At 63.1% G+C, this 26,465-nt stretch carries 20 protein-coding genes, 4 tRNA genes and 1 pseudogene; all 25 read left to right on the top strand.

The features are described 5' to 3' along the window. Positions 1-88 precede the first annotated feature (88 nt). The 25 genes and pseudogenes from modB (at position 89) to ACTQW0_RS00190 (ending at position 26,328) form a co-directional block, all read left to right on the top strand. Positions 89-1,570: a molybdate ABC transporter permease subunit gene (gene modB / locus ACTQW0_RS00310; protein WP_441566372.1), complete on the top strand. Its 1,482-nt coding sequence runs from the start codon at positions 89-91 to the stop codon at positions 1,568-1,570. Between the two features lie 3 nt (positions 1,571-1,573). After that, on the top strand, positions 1,574-2,644 hold the full coding sequence (locus tag ACTQW0_RS00305) for a sulfate/molybdate ABC transporter ATP-binding protein (protein WP_441566370.1): 1,071 nt from the start codon (positions 1,574-1,576) through the stop codon (positions 2,642-2,644). A gap of 117 nt (positions 2,645-2,761) precedes the next feature. Then, on the top strand, positions 2,762-3,112 hold the full coding sequence (locus ACTQW0_RS00300; protein WP_441053915.1) for a 2-hydroxyacyl-CoA dehydratase: 351 nt from the start codon (positions 2,762-2,764) through the stop codon (positions 3,110-3,112). A gap of 7 nt (positions 3,113-3,119) precedes the next feature. Next, complete coding sequence (locus ACTQW0_RS00295; RefSeq protein WP_441063155.1) at positions 3,120-3,560, top strand: BadF/BadG/BcrA/BcrD ATPase family protein; 441 nt, start codon at positions 3,120-3,122, stop codon at positions 3,558-3,560. Between the two features lie 84 nt (positions 3,561-3,644). Continuing rightward, complete coding sequence (gene selD / locus ACTQW0_RS00290; protein WP_441566367.1) at positions 3,645-4,694, top strand: selenide, water dikinase SelD; 1,050 nt, start codon at positions 3,645-3,647, stop codon at positions 4,692-4,694. Between the two features lie 60 nt (positions 4,695-4,754). Further along, entirely contained in the window at positions 4,755-5,381 is a 627-nt protein-coding gene (gene yedF / locus ACTQW0_RS00285) for a sulfurtransferase-like selenium metabolism protein YedF (protein ID WP_441566365.1), read from the top strand. A 19-nt stretch (positions 5,382-5,400) separates the two neighbouring features. Further along, entirely contained in the window at positions 5,401-5,652 is a 252-nt protein-coding gene (locus ACTQW0_RS00280; protein WP_427795782.1) for a DUF3343 domain-containing protein, read from the top strand. Further along, the gene (locus tag ACTQW0_RS00275) at positions 5,649-6,788 is read left to right on the top strand and encodes an aminotransferase class V-fold PLP-dependent enzyme (protein WP_441566363.1); all 1,140 of its coding nucleotides are present in this window, start codon (positions 5,649-5,651) and stop codon (positions 6,786-6,788) included. Before ACTQW0_RS00280 ends, ACTQW0_RS00275 begins: the two co-directional genes overlap by 4 nt. 67 nt (positions 6,789-6,855) lie before the next feature. Further along, a complete protein-coding gene (gene brnQ / locus ACTQW0_RS00270) occupies positions 6,856-8,214 on the top strand; it encodes a branched-chain amino acid transport system II carrier protein (protein ID WP_441566361.1) in 1,359 nt (452 codons plus the stop codon). A 91-nt stretch (positions 8,215-8,305) separates the two neighbouring features. After that, positions 8,306-8,382, top strand: a tRNA-Pro gene (locus tag ACTQW0_RS00265). Between the two features lie 6 nt (positions 8,383-8,388). Further along, a tRNA-Gly gene (locus ACTQW0_RS00260) sits at positions 8,389-8,462 on the top strand. 543 nt (positions 8,463-9,005) lie between these two features. After that, a complete protein-coding gene (locus tag ACTQW0_RS00255) occupies positions 9,006-9,254 on the top strand; it encodes a hypothetical protein (RefSeq protein ID WP_441566466.1) in 249 nt (82 codons plus the stop codon). Between the two features lie 39 nt (positions 9,255-9,293). Beyond that, entirely contained in the window at positions 9,294-10,133 is an 840-nt protein-coding gene (locus ACTQW0_RS00250) for a formate/nitrite transporter family protein (protein WP_441566359.1), read from the top strand. Between the two features lie 140 nt (positions 10,134-10,273). Beyond that, positions 10,274-11,731: an L-seryl-tRNA(Sec) selenium transferase gene (gene selA, locus ACTQW0_RS00245; RefSeq protein ID WP_441566357.1), complete on the top strand. Its 1,458-nt coding sequence runs from the start codon at positions 10,274-10,276 to the stop codon at positions 11,729-11,731. Beyond that, on the top strand, positions 11,728-13,695 hold the full coding sequence (selB, locus tag ACTQW0_RS00240; protein ID WP_441566355.1) for a selenocysteine-specific translation elongation factor: 1,968 nt from the start codon (positions 11,728-11,730) through the stop codon (positions 13,693-13,695). Before selA ends, selB begins: the two co-directional genes overlap by 4 nt. 36 nt (positions 13,696-13,731) lie before the next feature. Beyond that, positions 13,732-13,828 (top strand) — tRNA-Sec (locus ACTQW0_RS00235). Positions 13,829-14,176: 348 nt separating this feature from the next. Beyond that, the gene (gdhA, locus tag ACTQW0_RS00230; protein WP_154515369.1) at positions 14,177-15,532 is read left to right on the top strand and encodes an NADP-specific glutamate dehydrogenase; all 1,356 of its coding nucleotides are present in this window, start codon (positions 14,177-14,179) and stop codon (positions 15,530-15,532) included. Positions 15,533-15,665: 133 nt separating this feature from the next. Next, complete coding sequence (locus ACTQW0_RS00225; protein WP_441566353.1) at positions 15,666-16,568, top strand: FAD binding domain-containing protein; 903 nt, start codon at positions 15,666-15,668, stop codon at positions 16,566-16,568. Then, a pseudogene (locus tag ACTQW0_RS00220) lies at positions 16,568-17,011 on the top strand ((2Fe-2S)-binding protein); the annotation flags it as partial. The gene ACTQW0_RS00225 and the pseudogene ACTQW0_RS00220, both read left to right, overlap by 1 nt. A gap of 180 nt (positions 17,012-17,191) precedes the next feature. Continuing rightward, positions 17,192-19,399: a xanthine dehydrogenase family protein molybdopterin-binding subunit gene (locus ACTQW0_RS00215; RefSeq protein ID WP_441566464.1), complete on the top strand. Its 2,208-nt coding sequence runs from the start codon at positions 17,192-17,194 to the stop codon at positions 19,397-19,399. Between the two features lie 270 nt (positions 19,400-19,669). Further along, positions 19,670-19,753: transfer RNA gene (locus tag ACTQW0_RS00210), tRNA-Leu, on the top strand. Positions 19,754-19,841: 88 nt separating this feature from the next. Further along, positions 19,842-21,143 (top strand): trigger factor, encoded by a 1,302-nt coding sequence (gene tig, locus ACTQW0_RS00205; protein ID WP_370450562.1) that lies wholly within the window; start codon positions 19,842-19,844, stop codon positions 21,141-21,143. A 163-nt stretch (positions 21,144-21,306) separates the two neighbouring features. Then, positions 21,307-21,927, top strand: coding sequence for an ATP-dependent Clp protease proteolytic subunit (locus tag ACTQW0_RS00200; protein WP_022095182.1), 621 nt, complete (start codon positions 21,307-21,309; stop codon positions 21,925-21,927). A gap of 1 nt (position 21,928) precedes the next feature. Continuing rightward, positions 21,929-23,344 carry an ATP-dependent Clp protease ATP-binding subunit ClpX gene (gene clpX, locus ACTQW0_RS00195; RefSeq protein ID WP_154515377.1) on the top strand — a complete coding sequence of 472 codons (1,416 nt, stop codon included), beginning with the start codon at positions 21,929-21,931 and terminating at the stop codon, positions 23,342-23,344. A gap of 287 nt (positions 23,345-23,631) precedes the next feature. Next, positions 23,632-26,328, top strand: coding sequence for a valine--tRNA ligase (locus tag ACTQW0_RS00190; protein ID WP_441566351.1), 2,697 nt, complete (start codon positions 23,632-23,634; stop codon positions 26,326-26,328). Positions 26,329-26,465 lie beyond the last annotated feature (137 nt).

The raw sequence follows: 26,465 nt of genomic DNA, 5'->3' as shown, positions 1-26,465 counted from the left end.
CTTGAGGGCGGGCGTTCTCGCGATCGCCCGCCCTTTTGATTGAACCGGCGTGTCCGCGCGCCGTTGCCCTGTGTTTGAGGAGTCGCCCGTGTCAAGGAAAACGATTCGCCTGCTCGCCGTGCTGGCTGCGGTTCTGTGCGTGCTGACCGCACCGCCCGGGGTTGCTCGGGCCGAGGCACTCTTCACCACCGCCGATGGCCGCCAGGCGACCGAAGATTCCGCGCTTATCGATGGCGTCGGGTTTGGCCTCAACGCGTTTGAGCGCAATGCCAAGGGCACAGCCCGTTCGTTTGCGGGTCAGCCCGAGGGCTACCGTTTTCCTATCTACAAGAAGACGACCCTCGTGACGGTGACGACGCCTGAGAGCATCGTGGTCTGGCTCGACGCCCATGCCGCCAAAGACGCGGGGCTCGACATCTCAAAGGCAGATGACCAAAAGGCGCTCAAGAAGATGCTCGTGGGGCTCGACAAGTCGCACTCCATGGGTGGGGCGTTGCTGGAGGACTCTAATCTCGAATGGGTCTTTACCTCGGATAACGCGCTGGTGCAAAGCGATTACCGCTATCAGTTTAAGGTGAAGGGCGGCAACGGCGATTACTACACGGTAGTGAATGCCGCCGACGCCGCGAATGCCGAGCTAGATTTGGGTGACGGCGTCCTGTGGAGCGATAACGCCGCCCTCGTGCGGTATGCGGACGTGTCGACGACGGTGCCGCCGTCGCTGGCGGAGCGCGCCGCAGCCTTCTTGGGCGACATCGACTATCGCCCGTTTTGGGTGTCCATTAAAACGAGCGGCCTTGCCCTGCTGATCTCCTTTGCGCTGGGCCTGTTTGCCGCGTGGAAGACTATGGGTACCTCGAGTCGCATCAAGGGCCTGCTCGATTCGGTTTTTACGATTCCTATGGTGCTGCCGCCCACGGTCTGCGGCTTTTTGCTCCTCATGCTGTTTGGCCGCTCGATTGGGGTGGGCCAGTGGCTCATCGCGCACGGCGTCTCGATCGTCTTTACGTGGCCGGCGGCGGTGATATCTGCCGTGGTGGTGTCGTTTCCCCTGGTCTACCGTACGGCACTTGGTGCCTTCGAGAGCCTCGACACGCAGATGCTCGACGCCGCGCGAACCTTGGGATGGTCCGAACGTCGCATCTTTGCCAAGCTCATGATGCCGCTCGGCTGGCCCTCCATCGCCGCCGGCACGGTGCTCGCCTTTGCCCGCGCGATGGGCGAGTTTGGCTGCACGCTGTTCTTTGCGGGCAACTACGCCGGTATTACGCAGACCATTCCCATCGCCATTTACTTTGAATGGATGGGCGGCAACACGTCGGTGGCCCTCTTTTGGGTCGCCGTCGTGATCATGTTCAGTTTCCTGGTCATTCTGTTCATCAATATGTACACCGCTCATTCGCAAAAGTATCGCGAGCGCGGCCTTTCCCGTGCGGAGCGCAAGCAGGCCAAAGATCTCGCCGGACAGGGCGATTCGCTCGACCCGGCGGGCGGCGATGCCTTGCGTATCGATCGCGAGGCGCTGGCCGAGCTCATGCGCGATGATGCCGCTTTGCAGGGAGGTCGATAGGCCATGTCGCTCGTTCTGGATATCAAAAAGCACTATCCCGGGTTTACGCTCGACATGCAGCTTGAGGCCGGCGAGGAGCGTGTGGCGCTGCTGGGCGCCTCGGGCTGCGGCAAGAGCTGCACGCTGCGCTGCATTGCCGGCGTGGAGACGCCCGACGAGGGCAAGATCGTCGTCAACGGTGTAACCTTCTTTGACTCGGCGGCGGGCATCAACCTGTCGCCTCAGGAGCGCAAGTGTGCCCTGCTGTTCCAAAACTATCAGCTCTTTCCCAACATGACGGTGGCCGATAACGTATGCGCCGGCGTAAAGGATGCGGGCGACGCCGCCGCGCGCAAAAAGCTCGCCGAGCGCTATCTGGGCATTTTCGGTCTGGCCGATTTTGCCGACCGCTATCCCGCGCGACTCTCGGGCGGCCAGCAGCAACGCGTGGCGCTCGCCCGCATGGTGGCGGCGCATCCGGGCATTTTTATGTTCGACGAGCCCATGAGCGCGCTCGATTCTTATCTTAAGAGCGCCCTCGAGCAGAACATGCTCGACCTGTTTGACGTCTGTAACCGCACCGTGCTCTACGTGAGCCACGACATCGACGAAGCGTGCCGCCTCTGCCAGCGCATCTGCGTGATGCATAACGGGCATGTGGAGGAGATCGGCTCCGTCGAGGACGTGGTCCGCCGTCCGCAGACGCTGGCGGCACTGCGTCTGACGGGGTGTAAGAACACAAGCCGCGCACGAAAGATCGGGCCCGAGGAAGTTGAGGCGCTCGACTGGGGCATGACCTTTAACGTGGGTCGCGAGGTTCCCGATAATGTGGTGTACCTGGGCATTCGCGCAAGTTACTTCCATGTTGACAACCGTGCCGAGCGGGGCCGCAATAGCTATGATTTGCACGTGGCCCGTGTGAGCGATTCGCGCTTTGAGCGGCTGGTGCTGCTGGACGTACCGCGCGTCGATGCGCCAACGCGTCTGCAGTGGAAGGTCAACAAGGTGGGCATGCCTGTCGACGAGCTGCCACAAGCAGGCGAGACGCTGCGCATGCATTTTGATGCCAGTAGGATCCATTTGGTTTGTCGATAGCGCCGGGTAATGCCGTCGGGGATATAAGCCTCGGCGGCTTTGTTTTTGCCGTTCGCCGAATGAGGGATGACAAACTCTTATCAATCAAGCAATCAATTTATTAAACGACGGCACACGATGCTGTCGTACGACGATGCCGCGGGGGCTGCAAGCGTGGCTCTGTGCGGTACGTCCGACGAGGTGATTCCCGAGGCCGAGAAGGTGCTGCCGTCAAACCTCTGCCCGCTCATCAAGTCGACGTACGGCTTTGCCTACTCGCAAAAGTGCCCGTTTACGTACTTTAGCGACATGATCATCGGCGAGACCGCCTGCGACGGCAAGAAGAAGATGTACGAGCTGCTGGGGGAGCTTAAGCGCACGCACATTCTGCATCTTCCTCAGGGTCGCGACCGCGCCTACGAGCGTGAAGGCTGGTACGAGGAGTGCCGCCTGCTCAAGGAGGAGCTCGAGGGCTTCTACGGCGGCTAAGGCCGCTGTGGTCGATGGGGTGGATTCGGTGACGTGGACCTGCGTGCAGCCAACCGGGTTCTCCTCGGTCGATGCTTCCGAGCGGCTGCGCGAGGCACTGGCAGCGGCTGGCTATGACGTGGCTGCCGACCTGGCGCGTTCCGGCGAGCCCACCAAGATCAGCAGCATGTGCACGGTGTTTGCCGAGAGCGAGGTCATTAGTCTGATCGGCCGCGGCGAGCCGCGCGAGAACATTGCCCGTGGCGTGATCGACAGCGTCGTGTCGCGTGTGGCGACCATGGCCTCGCAAGCCGCGGGCGCCCCGTACTATCTGACCGGTGGTCTGTGCGAAAACGCCTATGTCGTCGAGCGTCTTGGCGCATTGGTGGGCTCGCCGGTCACTACCTCGCCCCAGGCCCGCTTTGCCGGTGCCATCGGCGCGGCCATTCGCGCCCAGGCGCTCGCGTAGGGGGCCGGTGCGATAAATTGCCCGCTCTCGGCGCCGTCATGCGTATACTGGGAGGAACTGATTGACCGATGAGAGGAGGTATCGATGGCTGACGATCTCATGAAGCTCACGCAGATGACTGCCGCGAGCGGTTGAGCCGCTAAGTTGGCTCCTGGAGCCCTCGCCCAGGTCCTGGGCGACTTACCCAATGTGCATAACGACAACCTGCTCGTGGGGTTCGATACCTCCGACGATGCGAGCGTCTTCCGCGTTGGCGATAACTTGGGCCTCGTGCAGTCCATCGACTTCTTCCCACCGATGGCCGACGACCCGTTCCTGTTTGGCCAGATCGCCGCGGCAAACTCGCTGTCGGACATATACGCCATGGGTGGGCGGCCGAGCCATGCCATGAACCTGCTTTGCATACCCAGTTGCCTGGGCGTTGAGGTTGCCGGCCAGATTCTGGCGGGCGGCGCCGACAAGTGCGTCGAGGCCTGCTGTGCCATCGCGGGCGGCCACACCATCAACGACGACGAGCCCAAGTACGGCCTGTCCGTGAGTGGCTTTGTCGCGCTCGACCACATGCTCGCCAACAGCGGCGCACGCGTGGGCGATGTTCTGCTGCTGACCAAGGCGATCGGCTCGGGCATCATCACTACGGCCATTAAGGGCGAGCTCATCGAACAGGATGATGCCAGCCCGATGTTCGACTCGATGCGGACCCTCAACGAGGCTCCGATTCGTCTGGCCGAGGACCTCGAGCTTCATGGCTGCACCGACATCACGGGCTTTGGCCTGATCGGACATGCGTGCGAGATGGCCGAGGGCTCGGGCGTGCAGATTGAGCTTGTGTCGGGGGCGGTGCCGCTCTTTGACCAGGTGCTCGACATGGCACGCCTCGGCATTATCCCTGCCGGCGCCTACCGTAACCAGGACTTTTTTGGCCCGCGCGTGGCGGTCGACGATGGCCTGGAGCCGGGGATGCTCGATGCGCTGTACGATCCGCAGACCTCTGGCGGCCTGCTTATCGCGGCGCCTGCTGACGATGTGGATGAGCTTGCGCGCCGTATGCATGCCGAAGGACGTATCGCCTCCGTCGTCGGCCGCGTGTGCGAGCCGGTGCCGGGCGGTCCTGCCGTCCACGTTGTCCGCTAGCCCGCACGTTTATGTAACTGTTTACCGTTCTCTAGAACGGTTCTTTCGAAAGGAAATGCTATGTCTACCAAGATTGAAGTCAATGCCATGGGCGATGCCTGCCCGCTGCCCGTCGTCAAGACGCTTAAGGCGCTCAAGCAGCTCGATGGCGAGGGCGTTGTCGTGACCTCGGTCGATAACGAGACCGCCGTCAAGAACATCTCCAAGATGGCGCAGGAGAAGGGCTGCACAGCCTTGGTCGAGAAGGTTTCTGACGCCGAGTGGCACGTGACCGTGGCGACCGCCGGTGCCGTGGCCGTTGCGGACCCCGAGCAGGACGGTGCTGCCTTCTGTGATGCCAGCGCCGGCAAGGGCAAGCTCGTCATTTCCGTCTACACCGACTGCATGGGCCGCGGCGACGACGAGCTGGGCCACAAGCTCATGAAGGCGTTTATCTTTGCCGTGACGCAGCAGGAGGAGCTGCCCGCGACCATGCTGTTCTACAACGGCGGCGCCAAGCTCACCGTCGAGGGCTCTCCGGTGCTCGATGACCTGAAGGGCCTGGCCGAGCAGGGCGTCGAGATTCTCACCTGCGGTACCTGCCTGGACCACTTTGGCATTAAAGACCAGCTTGCGGTGGGCGAGGTCACTAACATGTACGTGATCGTGGAGAAGATGGAGCAGGCCGTGCGCGTCGTGCGCCCGTAGCATATTGGTTGGAGTTGCCATGAGGGAGAAGCGCCCGGCGCTTGTCATCACGTTTCCCACCACGGCGGCCGCCATGGGCTGCGAGACCCTATGCATCGAGCGCGGCCTTCCCGGGCGCACGATTCCCGTGCCCGGGGAGGTCGCTGCCGGCTGCGGTCTGGCGTGGAAGGCGTTGCCTGCCGATGAGGAGCTGCTGCGCGCCGAGCTTGCCGCAGCTGGTGTTCCCACCGAGGGCTTTACGGTGATTGACATGTGGGAGGTCGTGCGATGATCTACCTGGATAATGCGGCGACGACCATGCATAAGCCGCAGGCGGTCATCGATGCCGTGACGCAGGCGATGTGCTCGCTCGGCAATGCCGGGCGCGGCGCCACGTCGGGTGCTCTCGATGCGGCTCGTACGATTCACGGTTGCCGTGCCAAGCTCGCGCGCCTTTTGGGTTGCCCGAGAGCGGACCATGTGTGCTTTACGCCCAACTCCACGGCTGCACTCAACACCGCCATCTGTGGCGTGGTGCGCCCCGGCGACCGTGTGGTCACGACGGTGCTCGAGCACAACTCGGTGTTACGCCCGCTCAATCGCCTGGCGGCGGAACAGGGTGTGGCGGTTGAGCATGCGGGCTGCGACGAGAACGGCGTGCTCGACTACGACGAGCTCGAGCGGTTGGTCACGCCCGGTACGCGTGCCGTGGTGGTGACGCACGCCTCCAATGTAACCGGCAACGCAGTCGACATTGCGCGCGTGGCGGCCATGGCCCATGCGGCAGGTGCGCTGGTGATCGTCGATGCCTCGCAGTCTGCCGGCACGGCGCATATCGATATGCACGCCATGGGGCTCGATGTCGTGTGCTTTACCGGCCACAAGGGGCTTATGGGACCTCAAGGCACCGGCGGCCTGGCCGTGGCGGAAGGCATTGACGTGGCGCCGTGGGCCATGGGCGGCACGGGCGTGCACAGCTTCGATGAGCTGCAGCCGCTTGAGTGGCCCACGCGCCTGGAGGCCGGTACGCTCAACGGTCACGGTATCGCGGGCCTTTCTGCCAGCCTCGACTTTATCGAGACACAAGGCGGGGTCGAGGCGATTGCGGCGCATGAGCGCTCGCTTGCAGAGCGCTTCCTCGCCGGTGTTCGCGAGATTCCGGGGATTAAGCTCTACGGTGCCTTTGACCAGCCGACGCGCTCGGCGATCGTTTCGCTTAACGTGGGTGATATCGACTCTGCCCAGATTTCGGACGCGCTCATGCAGGGGTGGGGGATTGCGACGCGCCCCGGCGCCCATTGTGCCCCGCTCATGCACCGCGCGCTCGGGACTGAGCGTCAGGGTGTCGTTCGTTTCTCGTTTGGGTATTTCAACACGGACGAGGAAGTCGACACCGCGATTGACGCGCTCCGCGATTTAGCCTGTTAGAGCGTATATACTTGCGGGACGGGTCTTTTGCCCGTCCCGTTTTTGTTTCGACCCGAAAGGTGGTCCCATGGCCTCATCCGCCCCGCGCGGCCTGCGCTCCGACCATGTCGTTACCGTCGGCATCGCCCTGTTCTCGATGCTCTTTGGCGCCGGCAACCTCATTATTCCGCCGCTGTTGGCGCTGCAGGCAGGTTCTGCCACGCCGCTCGCCATGCTCGGCTTTCTGATTGCCGCCATCGGCCTGCCCGTCATGGGCTTTATTGCCGTGGCGCTTGCCGGAACGGCGCGCGAGCTGGCCGGGCGTGTGCATCCTAAGTTTGGCGAATTCTTCGTTGCGGCGGTGTATCTAGCCATCGGCCCGTGCCTGGCTATTCCGCGCACGAGCTCCACGGCCTTCGAGATGCTGGTGCCGCTGCTGCCGGAGGGCGTCTCGCTCGGCACGGCTCGCCTGGTGTTTGCCGTTGGCTTCTTTATCGTCGCGTTTGTGCTCACGCTGCGTCCGGGCGTTATCACGCGCGTGCTTGGTCGCATTACGGGACCCGCGCTCATTGCGCTCATCGTGCTGGTCGTGGGTGCCGCCGTGGTCTCGCCGTTGGGACCGGCTGCCGCGCCGCAGGCTCCCTACGATGCAGGCGCTGCCGTGCAGGGCTTTTTGACCGGCTACCAGACCATGGACCTGCTTGCGTCGCTCGCCTTTGGCATTATCATCGCCGAGACCATCCACGAGCTGGGCGTGACCGATGACAAGCGCGTGGCCTTCGAGATTTCGCGTTCCGGTGTGATCGCCGGCGTGCTCATGGCCATCATCTACTGCGGCCTGGCGCTTGCCGGCATGCAGCTCGGCACGGTTATACCCGACGCTACCAACGGCGCCGCCATCCTTGCCCGCTCTGCCTCCATGCACTTTGGTCTTGCCGGCACGGTCGTGGTCTTTGCAATCTTTTTCCTCGCCTGCATGAACGTGTGCATCGGCCTCATCAGCTGCTGCTCGCGCTACTTCTGCGAGACGTATGTGGTTGAAGGGGGAGCGGAGGCTTCCGAGGAGGCCGTGCGCCGTCCCTTCGCGGTTCTCGCCTTTGTGTTCGCGGCGTTTTCGTGCGTGCTCTCCAACGTGGGCCTCGACGCGATCCTCATGTTCTCGGTGCCCATGCTCAACGCCTTGTATCCCGTTGCCATCGTGCTGGTGCTTATGGGCCTGGTGCACGGCTTTTGCGACGCTCATCCGCAGGTGTGGGTCTGGGTCGGCGGCGTCGTCGCGGTGCAGAGCGTGATCACCTCGGTCCGCGACGCGTTCTTTGCGGGCGCGTGGCTGCCGTTCGATGCGCTGCCGCTGGCAGATATCGGCGCTGCGTGGGCGCCGGTCGCTGTGGTGGCGTTTGTGATCGGTCTGGTTCATAGCCAGTTTGTCGCACATTCGAGGAGCTAGGGTATCGTCGCTTGCACAGGAGAGAAGTCTCCCCTATAATTTCCTTCGCTTTGGGACACGCAAGGTTTAGACCTTAGCTGCTCAACACCTTCGGGACGTGGCGCAGTTTGGTAGCGCGCCTGCTTTGGGAGCAGGATGTCGCAGGTTCAAATCCTGTCGTCCCGACCATATCTTGCGGGCGTAGTTCAATGGTAGAACCCCAGCCTTCCAAGCTGATGACGCGGGTTCGATTCCCGTCGCCCGCTCCATAGGATAGTTTTAACGGCTTTGGCTCTATTTGGTGCCAGAGCCGTTTTCATAAGCGTGCCGGGCGACGGGAATCGAACCCGGCAGGGTGCGAAGCTGAGAAAATGCGTGAGCATTTTCCAGCGCAGCACGCAAGGGCCAATGGCCCGCAGCGAAACAAGGGTTTGCGAAGCAAACCCTTGGACTTCCCGTCGCCCGCTCCATAAGATTGATGAATGGCTCTGCTTCCTTTTGGAAGCAGAGCATTTTCATATACCTGCCGTGGACCCCACATCCCCTCCTAAGTTGCGGTGAAATACGGACTGTTTTCCGGCTTTTATGGCCCATGTAGTCCGTATTTCACCGAAACTTGCACCTGAGCTTCAGGTTGAGATTGCTCGGCCAAGAAACGCCGGCTATTATCTGGCAGATTATGGTTGGCATGTGCCGTCGCTACTCGAGGCCTGCGATGCGCTGCTCGACGAGCGCGGTTTTCGCGGGTCGGCCAAGGCCGGCATCTCGGTGTTTGACGACGACTTTGGCCTGCATGCCCAGCAGGTGGCACCATCCGCCTGCTCGACAAGAGCGATGTGGTCCGCAAGTCGATGCTCACCACGCATTCGCTCCCTTTGTCGATTCTGATCGAAGAAATCGAGCAATCGTGCGATGATATCGTCTTCATAGGGATTCAGCCGGGCGACACGGAGTTCTACAACCCCATGTCCCCGGAAGTCTTTGACGCCGTTGACGCCGTGTACGACGCCGTGGCCGCCAACGACTTTTCCCATTTTGTCCGCTTGGGACAGGAGCTGTAGCAACGCTTGTCCCTGGTGATTAGGAAAGAAGTGATTGACATGGCAGATTCCAAGGTGGAGTACCCTGCTCCCGATTGCCTGGCGCCCGCCGCGATCGAGGTCAAGACCGAGGCCGCCGGCGTGACCAAGGCTAACCTGCCGGTCGATAAGGCCTTTCTGTTGGCAATGTTCGCCGGTGCGTTTATCGCCTTCGGCGGTCTGTTCTTTACGGTGTTTTTGAGCGACAGCACGCTGGGCTGGGGTGCCCAGCGCGTCGTGGGCGGCCTGTGCTTTTGCCTGGGCCTGGTGCTGGTGCTGGTGTGTGGCGCCGAGTTGTTCACCGGTAATTCGCTTATGGTCTGCGCGCTCAAGAGCAAAAAGATCACCCTGGTCCAGATGCTCAAGGCTTGGGTCGTCGTGTGGCTTGGCAACTTTGCCGGTGCCCTGTTCATCGTCTTTTTGGTGTACATGGCCGGAGTTTACAAGCTCAACGGCGAGGCGGTCGCCAATTCCATGGTGAGTGTCGCCGCCGGCAAGGTGACGATCGACTGGCTGACGATCTTCTTCCGCGGCATCCTGTGTAACATCTTTGTGTGCCTGGCCGTGTGGATCGGTACCGCCGGCAAGACCGTGGTCGATAAGGTCGTGGGCATTCTGCTGCCCATCGCCGCCTTTGTGGCCTGCGGTTTTGAGCACTGCGTTGCCAATATGTACTTTTTGCCCATGGGTGCCGTGATGCACGCGTGCGGCTATGGTGTCGACGTCGCCGGCGCCGATGCGCTCAACGCCGCGGGCATTGCGTTTAACCTGTCCGCCGCCACGTTGGGCAACATCGTGGGCGGTGCGGTTCTGGTCGCGCTCGGCTACTGGTTTATCTACGCCAAGAAGTCTGAGGCGTAGGGTACCGTCTGTTTGACGTTGGACCTCCCGCGGGGCGTCGCCGCGCGAGGATAATAGCGATTGATTGATTCAGCCGATCGAATTGGCTGATAGTTTGACGTTCGAACGATTGATTCACCTTTGGTTTTGAAAGGCCGCACATGAGCGATAGCCAGAATATGTCCGATGAGGTTCGCGCCCGCCTGCGCGCCATTCCCTCCGTCAACGAGCTGCTCGCCGAGTGGCCGGTAGTGAAGGCGGCGGGGGAGACCTGCGACGCGGTGGTGCATGCCGCCGTCACGGCCGAGCTCGACGAGGAGCGCGCCGCCATTCGCGCCGGTGCCGTCCCGCGCTCTAAGCGCGACCTGGCCTCGGCGATCGAGTGGCGTGCGCACCGCTCCGCGCTGCCGAGCCTGCGCCCTGCCGTCAACGCCACGGGCGTGGTCATCCATACCAACTTGGGCCGCGCCCCGCTCGCGGAGTCGGCGGCAAAGGCCGTGGCCGAGGTTGCGCGCGGGTACAGTACGCTCGAGTACAGCGTGGACACCTGCTCGCGCGGGTCGCGCAAGGAACACGCCGCGCATCTGATCCGCTCGCTCACCGGTGCCGAGGACGCGCTTGTGGTCAACAACAACGCCGCCGCGGTGCTGCTGGTGCTGGCGACCCATGCCGCAGGCAAGGAGGTCATCGTCAGCCGCGGCGAGCTTGTCGAGATCGGCGGCAGCTTTCGCATCCCCGATGTCATGGCGTCTTCGGGCGCCAAGCTCGTCGAGGTCGGCGCCACCAACCGCACGCACCTAGCAGATTATGAGCAAGCCATCACGCCCGATACGGCCATGATTTTCAAGGTCCATCCTTCCAACTATCGTATCGAGGGCTTTCACGAGGAGGTGAGCTCTCGGGAGCTTGCGGCGCTTGCTCACAAGCATGGCCTGCTGTTCTATGAGGACCAGGGGTCGGGCGCGCTCCTGCCCGATGACATCCTGGTGTGCGGTGGCGAGGAACCCACGCCGGCTTCGGTCGCGGCGGGGCTCGATATCGTGTCGTGCTCGGGCGATAAGCTGCTGGGCGCGGCGCAGGCGGGCATCATCATGGGCCGTCGCGATCTGGTCCAGGCCTGCGGCGCACATCCGCTCATGCGCGCTCTGCGTCCGGGCAAGTTGGCGCTTACGGCGCTCGAGGCCACGCTGCGTATCTACATGGACGGCGCCGATGTTGCCCATCGCGATATTCCGGTGCTCAGCATGCTTACGCTGCCGCAGGCCCATTTGGAGCGACGTGCCCGCAAGTTGCGCGATCGTATGGTCGCCGGGCTCGATAAGGCCGGTTGCCCGTGCGCCGTTCAGGTGGAGATCGTCGAGGAATCGTCGACCCCCGGTGGCGGCTCGCTGCCTACCATGGAGCTGCCCACGATGTGCGTTGCCGTGCGTCTTGTTGACGCGCGCCTGACGGTCGATGCGCTCAAGCGCTCGCTTGTCCAGGACTTCGACACGCCGGTCGTCACGCGAACCTCGCACGATCGCATTTTGTTTGACGTCCGTACGCTCGTGGGCGACCGCGATATCGAGACGGCGGCGTCGACGCTTGCCGCATGCGTTGAGAAGGCGCTTGCTCGATGAGTGAGGTCCAGGCGCTGGTGGAGTGTCCCGTTATCGTTGGCACGGCGGGCCACGTCGACCACGGTAAGTCGGCATTGATCGAGGCGCTGACCGGCAAGAATCCCGACCGTCTGGAGGTTGAGCGTCGTCGAGGTATGACCGTTGAGCTTGGCTTTGGCGAGCTGGCGCTGCCGAGTGGCAAGATTGTCGGCCTGGTCGACGTGCCTGGCCATGCCCACTACCTGCGCGCCATGGTGCAGGGCGCCACGGGTATCGACGTGGCCGTGCTGGTGGTTTCGGCCGTCGAGGGCGTGATGCCGCAGACCCGCGAGCACGCGCATGTGCTGGAGCTGCTGGGCGTTACGCATATGGTGGTCGCGCTGACGATGTGCGACCTGGCCGATGCCGAGATGACCGAGCTTGCCGAGCTCGATGTCGATGACTTTTTGTCGGGTACCGTGTTTGCGGGCGCGCCGATGGTGCCCGTGTCGTCCAAGACGGGCGAGGGGATCGACGGGCTGCTTGCGGTGGTCGACGAGCAGGTAAGTGCCTGCTGGGATGCTTGCCGCGACCGTTCCGATCGGAGCGATACCGCGTCTCGCCTGCCGATTGACCGCTGCTTTACGATCAAGGGTGTCGGCACCGTCGTTACGGGAACGCTGCACGATGCGCCGGTTGCGGTGGGCGACGAGCTGATGGCTTTGCCATCGCGTACGGTCTGTCGTGTGCGCGGGATTCAGGTGCATGGCGATACGCCGCGCGCGCTGCCTGGGCAACGCGTGGCGCTCAACCTGGTCGGTGACGGTGTCGCGGCGCTTGACCGTGGTGAGATGCTGGGCGTGGAGGGTCGCTTTGGTCAGACGTTGCGCTTTATGATGACGTTTACCTACCTGGGCCGCGAGGGCGCCAAGCCGCGCGTGCTCGAGTCGGGCGCGCGCGTGCACGTGATGGCCGGCACGGCCGAGGTCGTCGGCCGCGTTATGCTTTTGGAGGGCGAGGCCCCCATGGCGGTGGGCGAGACCCGTACCGTGCAGGTGCGCCTGGAGGAGCCATTGCCGCTGCGCGCCGGAGACCATGCCGTGGTGCTGTCGTATTCGCCCGTTATGCTCATCGGCGGCGGGCGTGTGCTGCTTTCGCGCTGCCGTCGCTCGCGCGAGCTTTCGGCCGGCGAGCGTGCGCTGTTTGCGGCGCTTGAAGCCGGCGATGCCGTTGTTGGCGTAGACGCGTGGCTGGCGCTGCAGGCGCTGCCGGTTGCGGCGGCTGATGTTGCCGAGGCGCTCGATCTTGTTGCCGGTGAGGCTGAGGCAGCGCTGGGCGAGTTGGTGGCGCGAGGTGTTGTTTGCGAGCTTGCCGGCTCGGGCGGCACGTTGTATGCGAATGGCGCCGTGCTCGATGCCGCCATGGACGTGCTGGCGGCGACCCTGTCTGCCATGCACGCGGCGGCTCCCAAGGAGACGGGTTTTACGCCCGGCGCCGTTGCCCATGCTGCGTGGCCTGCCGCCGATGAAGGCGTTGCCGCGGCTCTGATTGCCGAGGGCTGCTCGCGTGGCGTGTGCGCCGCCGAGGGCACCGAGGTGTTCGACCCGCGCTCCGCTGCTGCCGCGGCGCGTGTGGTGCGCGAGGCGTGTGAGCGCATTGCGGCGCTGCTCGACGGGGCCGGCCTCGATGCGCCGACGCTGCCCGAGGTGGGTGAGCGACTGCAGCTCGACCGCGACACCATGACGCGCGCTCTGCGCGAGCTTTCGCTCAACCGCTCGATCGTTAAGGTCGAGCGCGACGTTGCCCTGTCTGCCATCTCGGAAGCCCATGCGCGCGAGCTTGTCGCCGCTGCCATTGAGGCAGCCGGCGGCGCTGCCACCACGAGCGTGCTGCGCGAGGCGCTGGGTGTGTCGCGCAAACGTGCCATCAGCATCTTGGAGCACCTGGATGCCGTACGCTTTACGGTGCTCGACAAGGAAGCCGGTGGCCTGAGGTCCCTACGCTAGACTGGCTGCTCGGTTTGGTAAAATACCGCCGCACTTGGGAACGGATGGGCTCCGGTGGGCTCCGCGGTCCTCAAAACCGTTGCGAGGCGTGCAAAACGTCTTGGATGTGTTCGATTCACATACGTTCCCGCCACACGCCACCAGCGCTTTTGTGCTCGCGGTCTTGCTGCGTGCCGCAAAGGCGCTGTTTTGTTTTGTGCGGGTCGGCCGTGTCGTCTGTCTTGCCGCCGGTGTGCCCGGGCGCATCATGTGTCCCCAATGTGGTGGTTTGGAACATGTGGACGAAACAGCTTCGAAACACGCGATTTCTACGTCGGGTGCTCAAAAACGCTTCTACCTGCATCGTAATCAAAACGAAACATCTGCTCGTCGGCTTATGCGAAACTTTGCTGCAACAGTGCGATATTATCCATACACGATAAAGTCCGCGGCGCATAGGGTGCCGTGACCGACATTTTCGTTTCCCATCATTGGAGGAAGCATGAGCTACACGCAGAAAGTTCTCGAAGAGCTCAAGGCCCGCTATCCCGAGCAGCCTGAGTTCATCCAGGCCGCGACCGAGATCCTCGGCACCATCCAGCCGGCGCTCGACGCCCACCCCGAGTACGAGGAGGCCGCCCTGCTGGAGCGCCTCGTCGAGCCCGAGCGCATCGTCATGTTCCGTGTTCCCTGGGTCGACGATCAGGGCAAGGTTCAGGTCAACCGCGGTTACCGCGTCGAGTTCAACTCTGCCATTGGACCCTACAAGGGCGGCCTACGCTTTAACCCGACGGTCACCCTGGGTATGCTCAAGTTCCTGGGTCTGGAGCAGATCCTCAAGAACAGCCTGACCACCCTTCCCATGGGCGGCGGCAAGGGCGGCTCCGACTTTGACCCCAAGGGCAAGTCCAACAACGAGATCATGCACTTCTGCCAGTCCTTCATGACCGAGCTCTATCGCCACATTGGCCCCAACACCGACGTTCCCGCCGGCGACCTGGGCGTTGGCGGCCGCGAGGTTGCCTACATGTTCGGTCAGTACAAGCGCCTGACCAACGAGTGGACCGGCGTCCTTACCGGCAAGGGCCTCTCCTTTGGCGGCTCGCTCGCTCGTACCGAGGCCACCGGTTACGGTCTGGTCTACTTTGTGGACGAGTACCTCAAGAGCCGCGGCGACTCCTTCGAGGGCAAGAACGTTGTCGTTCACGGCTCCGGTAACGTCGCTATCTACGCGGTCCAAAAGGTCGCCCAGCTCGGCGGCAAGGTGCTCGCCTGCTCCGATACCCACGGCTGGGTCGAGGATCCCGACGGCATCGACTACACCGTGCTCGAGCACGTCTACAACAAGAAGCGCTCCGGCCACGACAAGGGCGTCACGCTCGCCATGTATGTTGACGAGAAGCCCAACGCCGTGTGGCACGAGGGCGACGGCCGCGGCGTGTGGCAGCTGCCCTGCGACATCGCGCTGCCCTGCGCTCGCGAGAACACGCTGCTGCTCGAGGACGCCCAGGCGCTCGTCGCCAACGGCTGCAAGGTGGTCGGCGAGGGCGCGAACATGCCCACGACCATCGAGGCCACGACTTACTTCCAGGAGAACGGCGTCGCCTTTATGCCCGGTAAGGCTGCCAACGCCGGCGGCGTGCTCGTGTCCGGTCTGGAGATGAGCCAGAACGCCGAGCACCTGTCCTGGACCTTCGAGGAGGTCGACGGCAAGCTCGAGCAGCTCATGCGCGGCATGTTCCACAACGTGGACGACACCGCCAAGGAGTACGGCCAGGAGGGCAACTTTGTCATGGGCGCCAACATCGCCGGCTTCCTGAAGGTCGCCGACGCCATGCTCGCCCAGGGCGTCTGCTAAATCTTCGCTCGACATAGCATGTGATGAGGCTCCCAGCCATCCGGCTGGGAGCCTTTTTCTATGGTGGCGAGGGCTGTGCGCCCTCGTTTGGTACACTTAGAGGTACTGGACAAGTGAAGAGATGGGGGAGAACGTGCTCAAGTTCGGTACCTACGTTCGCGTTGGAAACGCGGCCGAAGCCTATGAGCTCTTACAGAAGAACCGCAACAACAAGATTGTGGGCGGCGGCATCTGGATGCGCCTGGGTTCGCGTCGCGTGGCGACGGCGATTGACCTTTCGGCCTGCGGACTCGATCAGATCGAGGAGACCGAGACCGAGTTTCGCATCGGTGCCATGTGCACCCTGCGCCAGCTCGAGCGCCATGCCGAGCTCAACGCGCTTGTCAACCATGTCTTTGAGTTCGCCGTCCACGATATCGTGGGCGTGCAGCTGCGCAACACCGCCACGGTGGGCGGCAGCATCTACGGTCGCTTTGGTTTCTCGGACGTGCTCTCGGCCTTTTTGGCGCTCGATTCATACGTTGAGCTGACGGGGGCCGGTCGCGTGTCGCTCGCCGAGTTCGTGGATATGGGCTACGTGCGCGACGTGATCGAGCACGTGGTGGTCGTTAAGCACGATTACCGCGCAAGCTACGAGGCCGTGCGCAAGGCCGCGACCGACTTCCCCTCCTTAAACGTCACCGCTGCCTGGTGGGACAACAGCTGGCATGTCACCGTGGGCGCCCGCCCGCTGCGCGCGACCCTGCTGCAGGGCGAGGCGTGCGGCCTGGTGAGCGAGCAGCCTTCCGAGGACGAGCTGCGCGCCCTGGCCGCGTCCGTACGCGCACTGAGCTACGGCACCAACCTGTGGGGCTCAGCCGACTATCGCCGTTGCATCTCGGCGCCGCTGGCGATTCAGGCCGTGCGTCGCGCCGCCGGCATCGAGCTTTCGGCCTCGCTTGCCCGCGAGCTCGAGGGCGTGCAAGTGCCTAAGTTTGCCACGGACGAGTATTCCTGCCGCCGCGTGCCCGGCGTCGATTCTAGCGAGGTGCGCTAATGGCTGCCAAACTCATCGATCTTTCCTTTACGCTCAACGGCCGCAAGGTCAAGGTTCAGATTGCCCCCGACACCATGCTCTTTGCGCTGCTGCGCGAGCAGGGCTGCGCGTCGGTGCGCTGCGCCTGCGAAACCACCAACTGCGGCCTGTGCACGGTGTGGCTCGACGGCGACCCGGTGCTGAGCTGCTCGGTTCCCGCTGCGCGCGTCGAGGGCCGCTCCGTCACCACGCTCGAGGGCCTCAAGGCCGAGTCCGAGGCGCTCGCCCACGCAATGGCTGCCGAAGGCGCCGAGCAGTGCGGTTTTTGCGCCCCCGGCCTCATCATGAACGTGCTGGCGCTTGCCCGCGCCGCCAAGGAGGACCCGAGTCTCGTCGCCACGCGCGAGGAGCTCTCGCGCCAGCTCGCCGGCAACCTCTGCCGCTGCAGCGGCTACGAGAGCCAGCTGCGCGCCATCGTCCGCTTCCTTAACGAGTCCGGCGTGCAGGTGGGCTTTGAGATGCCCGAGCTTCCGGTCAACGACACCAGCTGCGATGGTGTCTCGTACAAGCAGATCACCCATAAGCAGCCCAAGAAGGACTCGAAGGCCCTGCTCGAGGGGCGTCCCGTCTACACAGGAGACCTGGTGCCCGCCGGCGCCCTTATCGTCAAGCTCAAGCGCAGCCCGTATGCCCGTGCCAAGATCCGCTCCATCGATACGTCGCGCGCCCTGAAGGTGCCCGGCGTCGTGGGCGTCTACACCTACGAGGACGTGCCCAAGCGCCGCTTTACCATCGCCGGCCAGAGCTATCCGCAGCCGAGCCCCTACGACCGCCTGATCCTCGAGAACCTGGTGCGCTACCAAAACGAGGAGGTGGCGATCGTCGCCGCCGAGACCGAGGAGGCCGCCGACAAGGCGCTCAAGCTCATCAAGGTCGACTACGAGGTGCTCGAGCCCCTGCTCGACTTTACCCAGGCGCTCGATAACGACATCGTGGTCCACCCCGAGGGCGACGTGACCTTTATGTTCCCGCAGGGCGGCGACGTTGCTCGCAACCTGGTGTGTAGCGGTACCAGTGATTTTGGCGACCTGGACGAGGCCTTCGCCCAGAGCGACATCGTCTTTGAGCGCACTTACACCAGCCAGGCCACGCAGACCGCGCCCATGGAGACCTTCCGTGCCTTCGCGACGACCGACGCGTTCGGCCGCATCTCGGTGACTACCTCCACGCAGGTGCCCTTTCATGTGCGCCGCATGGTCGCGCAGTCGCTCGACATTCCTCAGTCGCAGGTGCAGGTTATTAAGCCGCGCATCGGCGGCGGCTTTGGCTCCAAGCAGACGGGCTGCTGCGAGATCTTCGTGGCGTTCGTGACGCAGCAGACTGGCCGTCCGAGCTATTGCTGCTACACCCGCGAGGAGACCATCACTGCGGGCAACTCGCGTCACCAGATGCAGATGACCGTCAAGCTGGGCGCCATGAACGACGGCACCATCACGGCCATCGACCTGCACACGTTGTCCAACGCCGGCGCGTATGGCGAACATGCCACCACGACGATCGGCCTCTCGGGTCACAAGAGCCTGCCCATCTACAACCACGTGAAGGCGAGCCGCTTTAGGTGGGACGCCGTCTACACCAACACCAACCGCGGCGGTGCGTATCGCGGCTACGGCGCCACCCAGGGCCAGTTTGCCGTGGAGAGCGCCGTCAACGAGCTTGCCGACATGCTGCACATGGATCCCGCCGACCTGCGTCTTAAGAACATCGTGCGCGAGGGCGAGATTATGCCGCAGTACTACAACGAGAAGCTCAACGCCTGCGCGCTCGACCGCTGCCTGCTGCGTGCGATGGACATGATCGGCTGGCGCGACAAGCCGCTGGCCGTGGACCTGGGCGACCGCGTGCGTGCTCTGGGCTGCGCGCTCACCATGCAGGGCTCGGGCATCTCCAACGTGGATATCGGCGGCATTGACATGCGCCTGGAAGAGGACGGCTTCATTACCATCGGCACCGGCGCCACCGATAACGGCATGGGTGTCGACACGATCCTGGCGCAGATTGCCGCCGAGGAGCTGGGCGTGGAGAGCTCGCTTATCGTGGTGCGCGGCGTGGACACCGACGTCTCGCCGTTCGATGCCGGCTCGTACGCGAGCTCGGGCACGTACGTGACGGGCCTGGCAGCCAAGAATGCCGCGACCGAGCTGCGCGAGAAGATCTGCGCCAAGGCTGCCCAGATGTGGGACGTGGACGCCGCCGACGTGGTCTTCGACGGCCAGTACGTGCGTCTGTCTGACGAGCGCGCCGCTCGCGAGTGCGGCCGCTACCTCACGCTGCGCGACTTTGCCAACCTGTGCGTCAAGAACATTGCGGGCGGCGACGCGCTCACCTCGCATGCTTCTGCCTGCCTGCCCGTTTCGCCTCCGCCGTTTATGGCTGGCATTGCCGAGGTCGAGGTCGACAAGGCCACCGGCAAGGTGACTGTGGTGGACTATGCGGCGGCTGTGGACTGCGGCACCGTGATCAACGAGGCACTCGCGCGCGTCCAGGCCGAGGGCGGCATTGCCCAGGGCATCGGTCACGCGCTCTACGAGATTGTCGAGCACGACGACCGCGGTCGCCTGCGCACCGGTAACTTTATGAGCTACAAGCTGCCCACGCGCCTGGATATCGGCAGCATTCGCGTGGCCTTTGAGCCGAGCTACGAGCCGACGGGCCCGTTTGGCGCCAAGTCGATCGGCGAGGTCGTCATCAACACACCGCTCGCCGCCGTTGCCTCGGCCGTGGCGCACGCCACCGGCCACCAGGTTCGCTCGCTGCCGATCACGCCCGAGAAGGCCCTGCTGGGGGAGTAGGCGAGGAGTCGCTGTCGACACTCTTTGCCTAGCCCGGGGAAACCGCAGCCCACTTTTCAACCGAATTGTGGGCGGCGGGAGATAGCCGATGGGGGTAGCTAATTTGGGAGGGGGGTTTTTTCGCACCCCCCACAAGCGGGGTAGCTAAAAAAGCCCCGTCCCAAATTAGCTACCCTGTTCCGCTGTAACTCGTGGTGAGGTCGTGGGCCTAAAAAGGTGTGCGTGCGCTTGCCGTTCGTATCTGCTATCATTCCTAGTCTGTGCGCTCATGCGGGCGTGGCGGAATTGGTAGACGCGCCAGATTTAGGTTCTGGTGGGATTCCCGTGAAGGTTCGAGTCCTTTCGCCCGCACCAACGCACCTGCGTCGGCCTCGGCCGTCGCGACACTTTGTTGCATAAAGGTACCAGCACCTCAGATAAGCTGGGCAGTATGAGGAGGAACGTGTTGAACATCACCGCTTCTGACGTCAAGGACGCCAAGCTCACCGCTACGGTCACCATCCCGGCCGCCGACGTCGACGCCGCGATCAAGAAGGCCTACAAGGACACCGCCAAGAAGTACCGCTTCCCGGGCTTCCGTGCCGGCAAGGCTCCCCGTCCGGTCATCGACGCTGCTCTTGGCGCCGAGGCTACCCTCGCCCAGGCCACCAACGATCTGATCGCCGCCAACGAGCCCGCCGTCCTCAACGAGCTGGACATCGTCCCCACCAAGAACGGTGACTACAAGGAGCTCGACCTCGCCAAGGATCACGAGGACTACACCTACACCGTCGAGTTCTCTCTGCGTCCTGCCGCCGAGCTCTCCTCCTACGACGCCGTCGAGATCGAGATGCCTCCCGCGGAGGTCACCGAGTCCGAGATCAACAACCAGGTCGAGATGCTCCTCAACTACCGTGCCACCTTCGAGGACGTCGAGGATCGTGCCGTCGAGGCCGAGGACTACGTTACCGTCGACCTCAAGGCCGTCGAGAACGCCGACAACTTCGCTGCCGAGGGCCGCATGCTCATTGCCGGTAGCGACAGCAACCCCAAGGAGTTCAACGAGGCTCTGATCGGTGCTAACGTCGACGACGTCAAGACCGTCACCTGGACCGACGAGGTCGAGGATGGCGAGGAGGCCGAGACCCACACCGTCGAGGTCACCGTCAAGGGCATCAAGGTCCGCAACACCCCCGAGCTCACCGACGAGCTCGTCAAGTCCGACTTTGGCTTCGACAGCATCGACGCTATGCGCGACGCCATCAAGCTCGAGATCGAGCAGGACAAGGCTTCCCGCCTTCCGGCCGAGAAGGAGAACCGTTGCGTCGCCGCTCTCGCCGAGCGTCTGCAGCTCGAGGAGATGGACGCCGACTACGAGCAGTCTGTCTTTGAGGAGCTTGGCCAGAACTTCCTGTCCAACCTCGCTGCCCGCGGCATGACGCTGGACACCTGGCTGCCCGCTTCCGGCCTGACCATGGAGCAGTTCATCGGCGACCTGCACAAGCAGGCCAACGACGTTGCCCGCGAGTCCCTGGCGCTCGACGCCCTCGCCCGTGAGCTCAAGATCGAGGTCACCGAGGACGACGTCAACGCCGAGTTCGAGAAGGCTGGCGTCAAGGACGTCGAGGCTTCCAAGGCCGAGTTCATCGCCGATGGACGCATGCCTGCCGTCCGCGAGTCCATCCGTCGCTCCAAGGCCGTCGACCACCTGGTCGAGAACGCCAAGGTGACCGAGGTCGACGAGACCGCCAAGGACGCCGAGTAATTCTCGCCACCTTTCCCGCGAGCGCATGCAGGCGCCCGTGATGGGGTAAAGTTATAAACCGGTTATTCGGTTGCTTCGTACGGTGCCAGCCAATGCATAGCATGCGGGCACCGTACGTTTATCTAGAACCAATTTGGTCCGCAAGAGAGAAATGGAGATGCGTATGATCGCTAAGTTCGATTCCGCCCTCGTGCCATACGTTATCGAGCAGACGCCGCGCGGCGAGCGCAGCTACGATATCTATTCGCGCCTGCTCAACGACCGCATCATCTTCTTGGGCGAGGAGATCAACTCCGTCAGCGCCAACCTGGTCGTTGCCCAGCTGCTGCATCTTGAGAGCCAGGATGCCGAGAAGGATATCTCGCTCTACATCAATTCGCCCGGTGGCGAGGTCTACTCCGGCCTGGCGATTCTGGACACCATGAACTTTATCAAGCCGCAGGTCTCCACCATTTGCGTCGGTATGGCCGCGTCTATGGCCGCCGTGCTGCTTTCGGCCGGCGCCAAGGGCAAGCGCTTCTGCCTGCCGCACTCCAAGGTCATGATTCACCAGCCCAGTGGCGGTGCCCAGGGTCAGCAGACCGAGATCGAGATCGTGGCCGAGGAGATCAAGAAGACCCGTCGCGAGCTCAACCAGATCTTGTCCGACGCCTCGGGCCAGCCGATCGAGAAGGTCCAGGCCGATACCGAGCGCGACAACTACCTGACCGCTGCCGAGGCGCTTGACTACGGCCTGATCGACCGTATCGTCACCTCGCGCGATCTTGCCGCGAAGGACGCCTAGGATGGCCGGTAACATGCAGGACAACTTTGACGAGAACGGCAACCCCATCCGCTGCTCCTTCTGCGGAAAAGAGCAGGGTCAGGTGCGCCGCCTTGTAAAGGGCCCTACCAACATCTTTATCTGCGACGAGTGCGTTGCCGCCTGCTCCGAGATCTTGGAGGAGTCGCTGGCTTCGGACTTTATGGATGCCGCCTGCAACGGCAAGCTGCCGGGCTTCCTCAACGACCACGGTCAGGCTGCCGGGCAGCCTGCCATGGATCCCGAGGCCGAGGGCTTTGAGCTCGAGGACGACGTACGTCAGGTCATCACGCACGTGCCGACCCCGCACGAGATCTATGACGAGCTTTCGGCCTATGTCATGGGTCAGGAAGACGCCAAGCGCGCCATGTCGGTTGCCGTGTACAACCACTACCGTCGCGTGATCGAGGGTGGCGCCGCGCTTTCGGCCTTTGACGAGGCCTCGGGTGCGGGTTCGCGGCTCGACGACGATATGGACGAGGTGGAGCTCGCCAAGTCCAACATCTTGCTGCTCGGTCCCACCGGTACCGGTAAGACCTTGCTCGCCCAGACGCTCGCGCGCATCCTCGAGGTGCCGTTTGCCATCGCCGACGCCACCGCACTCACCGAGGCCGGTTACGTGGGCGAGGACGTGGAGAACATCCTGCTCAAGCTCATCAATGCTGCCGATGGCGATATCGAGCGTGCGCAGGTCGGCATCATCTACGTGGACGAGATCGACAAGATCGCCCGCAAGGCCGAGAACCTCTCCATCACCCGCGACGTTTCGGGCGAGGGCGTTCAGCAGGCGCTGCTTAAGATTCTTGAGGGCACGGTGGCAAGCGTTCCGCCCACCGGCGGCCGCAAGCACCCCCAGCAGGAGCTGCTGCAGATCGACACGACCAATATCTTGTTTATCTGCGGCGGTGCCTTTGTGGGTCTGGACAAGATTATCGCCGATCGCGTGGGCAACAAGGGCGTGGGCTTTAACTCCGAGATCGCCGGCCCCACCTCGGTCGACGAGAACGACCTGCTGCGTCAGGTGCTCCCGCAGGACCTCAACGCCTTTGGTATGATCCCCGAGTTTGTGGGACGTACGCCCGTCGTCACCCAGACACAGGCGCTCGACGAGGACGACCTGGTGTCGATCCTGACCGAGCCAAAGAACGCCGTTGTGCGTCAGTACCGCAAGATGTTCCAGCTCGAGGACGTTGAGCTTGAGTTTGAGGACGCCGCCCTGCACGAGATTGCTCGCATGGCGCTTGCCCGCAAGACCGGCGCCCGCGGCCTGCGCTCCATCTGCGAGGACGTGCTGCAGCAGACGATGTTCGACCTGCCGAGCGAGGAAGGAGTCGCCAAGGTCATCGTGACCGAAGCCTCCGTAAAGGGCACCGAACAGCCCCAGCGCATCTACGGCTAAACCTGCCTAAAACGTGTTTGTTAATAGCCTCCGACCACCCGCGGTCGGAGGCTATTTTATATATACGCAATAACCGCAACTACCTGTGTTATTCTGTGTGTTTGTTTAAGCCTCAGCGAAGTTATATCAGACTGAAGTAATCGATACCTAAGGGGAGGAATGTAGGCCCGATTTTCGTAGATTCCGCACGAGCCGAAGACCACTTAATGTGGTCTTCGAGCGAGCCCAGGACTTGACCGAGCGAAAATCGGGCCTACATTCCTCCCCGATGGGCAAGGGAGAGATATATGGAAGAAATGCCCAAAAACTACGATCCGTCGACCAACGAGCCGGCGATCCTGCAGAAGTGGCTCGACGGCGGCTACTACAAGCGCCGTGAGGGCGTGGGCGACTGCACTGTCACCATTCCGCCTCCCAACGTGACCGGCAAGCTCCACATGGGTCACGCCACCGACGATTCCATCCAGGATGCCATCATCCGCATGGCCCGCATGCGCGGCAAGTCCACGCGCTGGGTGCTGGGCACCGACCACGCCGGTATCGCCACGCAGACCAAGGTCGACAAGAAGCTCAAGAGTGAGGGCATTAGCCGCCTGGAGATCGGTCGCGACAAGTTTGTCGACGCCTGCTGGGACTGGACCCACGAGTACGGCGGCATCATCGTCGAGCAAATCAAGCGTATGGGCTGCTCCGTCGACTTTGATAACGAGCGCTTTACCATGGACGAGGACTATGCCCAGGCCGTGCGCAAGGTCTTCTGCGACTGGTACCACGACGGCCTGATTTACCGCGGCAAGCGCATCGTCAACTGGTGCCCCAACTGCACTACCGCCATCTCGGACGACGAGGCCGAGTATAAGGACGAGAAGGGTCACCTGTGGCACCTGCGCTACCCGCTGACCGAGCCGGTCAACGGCCAGGACTACATCGTCGTCGCCACTACGCGCCCCGAGACCATGCTCGGCGACACGGGCGTGGCTGTCTCCCCGAAGGACCCCGAGAAGGCCGCCTTTGTGGGTAAGACCGTCAAGCTCCCCATCGTCGACCGTGAGATCCCCATCTTTGAGGATTGGCATGTCGACGCCAACTTTGGCTCCGGCTTTGTCAAGGTCACCCCGGCCCACGACCCCAACGATTACGCCATGGGTCAGGCCCACGACCTGCCGCAGATCAACATCTTTGACGAGCATGCGGTGGTCGTCGAGGGCTACGGCGAGTTTACCGGCATGACCCGCGAGGAGTGCCGCGAGGCCGTCATCAAGTGGTTTGAGGAGCACGACCTGCTCGATCACGTCGAGGATCACGATCACTCCGTCATGCACTGCTACCGTTGCGACTCCGCACTGGAGCCGTGGCTGTCCGAGCAGTGGTTTGTGGCCGTCGACAAGCTCAAGGGGCCGGCGCTCGATGCCGTCAACTCCGGCAAGGTGACCTTCCACCCCGCGCGTTGGACGCAGACCTATACCACCTGGATGGAGAACCTCAAGGACTGGTGCATCAGCCGCCAGCTGTGGTGGGGCCACCGTATTCCCGTGTTCTACTGCGAGGACTGCGGCTGGGAGGATGCCCTTACCGAGGACACCGACGTGTGCCCTAAGTGCGGCGGTCATCACGTGCATCAGGACGAGAACGTGCTGGATACCTGGTTCAGCTCGCAGCTGTGGACTTTCGCCACGCAGGGCTGGCCCCAAAAGCCGGAGCTGCTCGAGGGACATCACCCCACGACGGCACTCGTCACCGCGCGCGACATCATCGCGCTGTGGGTCGCCCGCATGGTCATGAGCTCGCTGTACTTCCTGGACGAGGTGCCGTTTAAGGACGTCGTCATCTACCCGACGATTCTTGCCAAGGACGGCAGCCGCATGTCCAAGTCCAAGGGCAACGGCGTTGACCCCATGGACCTCATTGGCATGTACGGCGCCGACGCCATGCGCTTCAACCTGCTGACGCTCTGCACCAACAACCAGGACGTTAAGTTTGACGCGAACATCGATAAGAAGACCAAGAAGCTTATCGACAGCCCGCGTACCGAGCAGGCCAAGTCGTTTGTGACCAAGATCTGGAACGCCAGTCGCTTCCTGCTTATGAACATGGAGGGCTACACGCCCGGCGAGCCCGTCGTGGAGACGCCGGCCGACGCCTGGATGTTCAGTCGTCTGGCCAAGGCCGTCAAGATGGTCACCGAGGGCATCGAGAACTACACCTTTGGCGACATGGCCCGCGGTGTTCAGCAGTTCTTCTGGAACGAGGTCTGCGACTGGTACGTCGAAGTCACCAAGGCGCGCCTGAAGGGCGAGGGCCGTCTGCAGGCGCAGCGAAACCTGATCTTTGTGCTCGATACCTCTATTCGCCTGATGCACCCGCTCATGCCATTTGTCACCGAGGAGATCTGGGACAACATGCCGGCGAGCGTGCTCGACCTGGACGCCGAGGGCAACGTGGACCGCGCCGAGGCGCTCATGATCGCCAAGTGGCCCGAGCCTGCCGACTATGTCAAGTATGTCGACGAGGACGCCGAGCGCGCGTTTGAGCTGTGTCGCACCGTTGTTTCTGCCGCCCGCGCCACGCGTTCGCGTTATCGCTTGAGCCCCAAGGCCGAGCTCGACGTGGTCGTGCGTGCCGGTGCCGAGGATATCGAGAAGCTCGAGAGCCTGCGCTCGACCATCGAGCCGCTGGCCAATACCGCCTCGCTGGTCATGGGTACCGATGTTGAGAAGCCGGCCGCGAGCATCGCCGTGGTCGACAGCGGCGTCGAGGTCTTTGTGGTGCTCGAGGGCAAGGTTGACCTTTCGGCCGAGAAGGCACGTCTGGAGAAGGAGATTGCCGCGGCCCAGAAGGAGCTCGCCGGCTGCGAGAAGACGCTCGCCAACGAGGGCTTTGTGGCCAAGGCCGCGCCCGCGGTGGTCCAGAAGAAGAGGGACCGTGCAGCTGAGCTCCAGGAGATCCTGGAGGCACTGACTGCTCAGGTTGCTGACTTCTCGTAGGCGTTACTGGGGGACGCGGTTTGGGGCATTGCTCGCTACTGCGGACACCTATTCCGCCGTTCTAACGAACGGCGGCTGACTCGACGCTGCAAACGCCTCTGATGGCCAATCTGCCGTTCAACTTCGGGCGCATGGGC

It is taken from the genome of Collinsella sp. LCP19S3_B7, assembly GCF_052121795.1.
GTDB lineage: Bacteria > Actinomycetota > Coriobacteriia > Coriobacteriales > Coriobacteriaceae > Collinsella.
The sequence above is the reverse complement of the archived record's forward strand: the minus strand, read 5'-3'. Positions and strand labels throughout refer to the sequence as shown.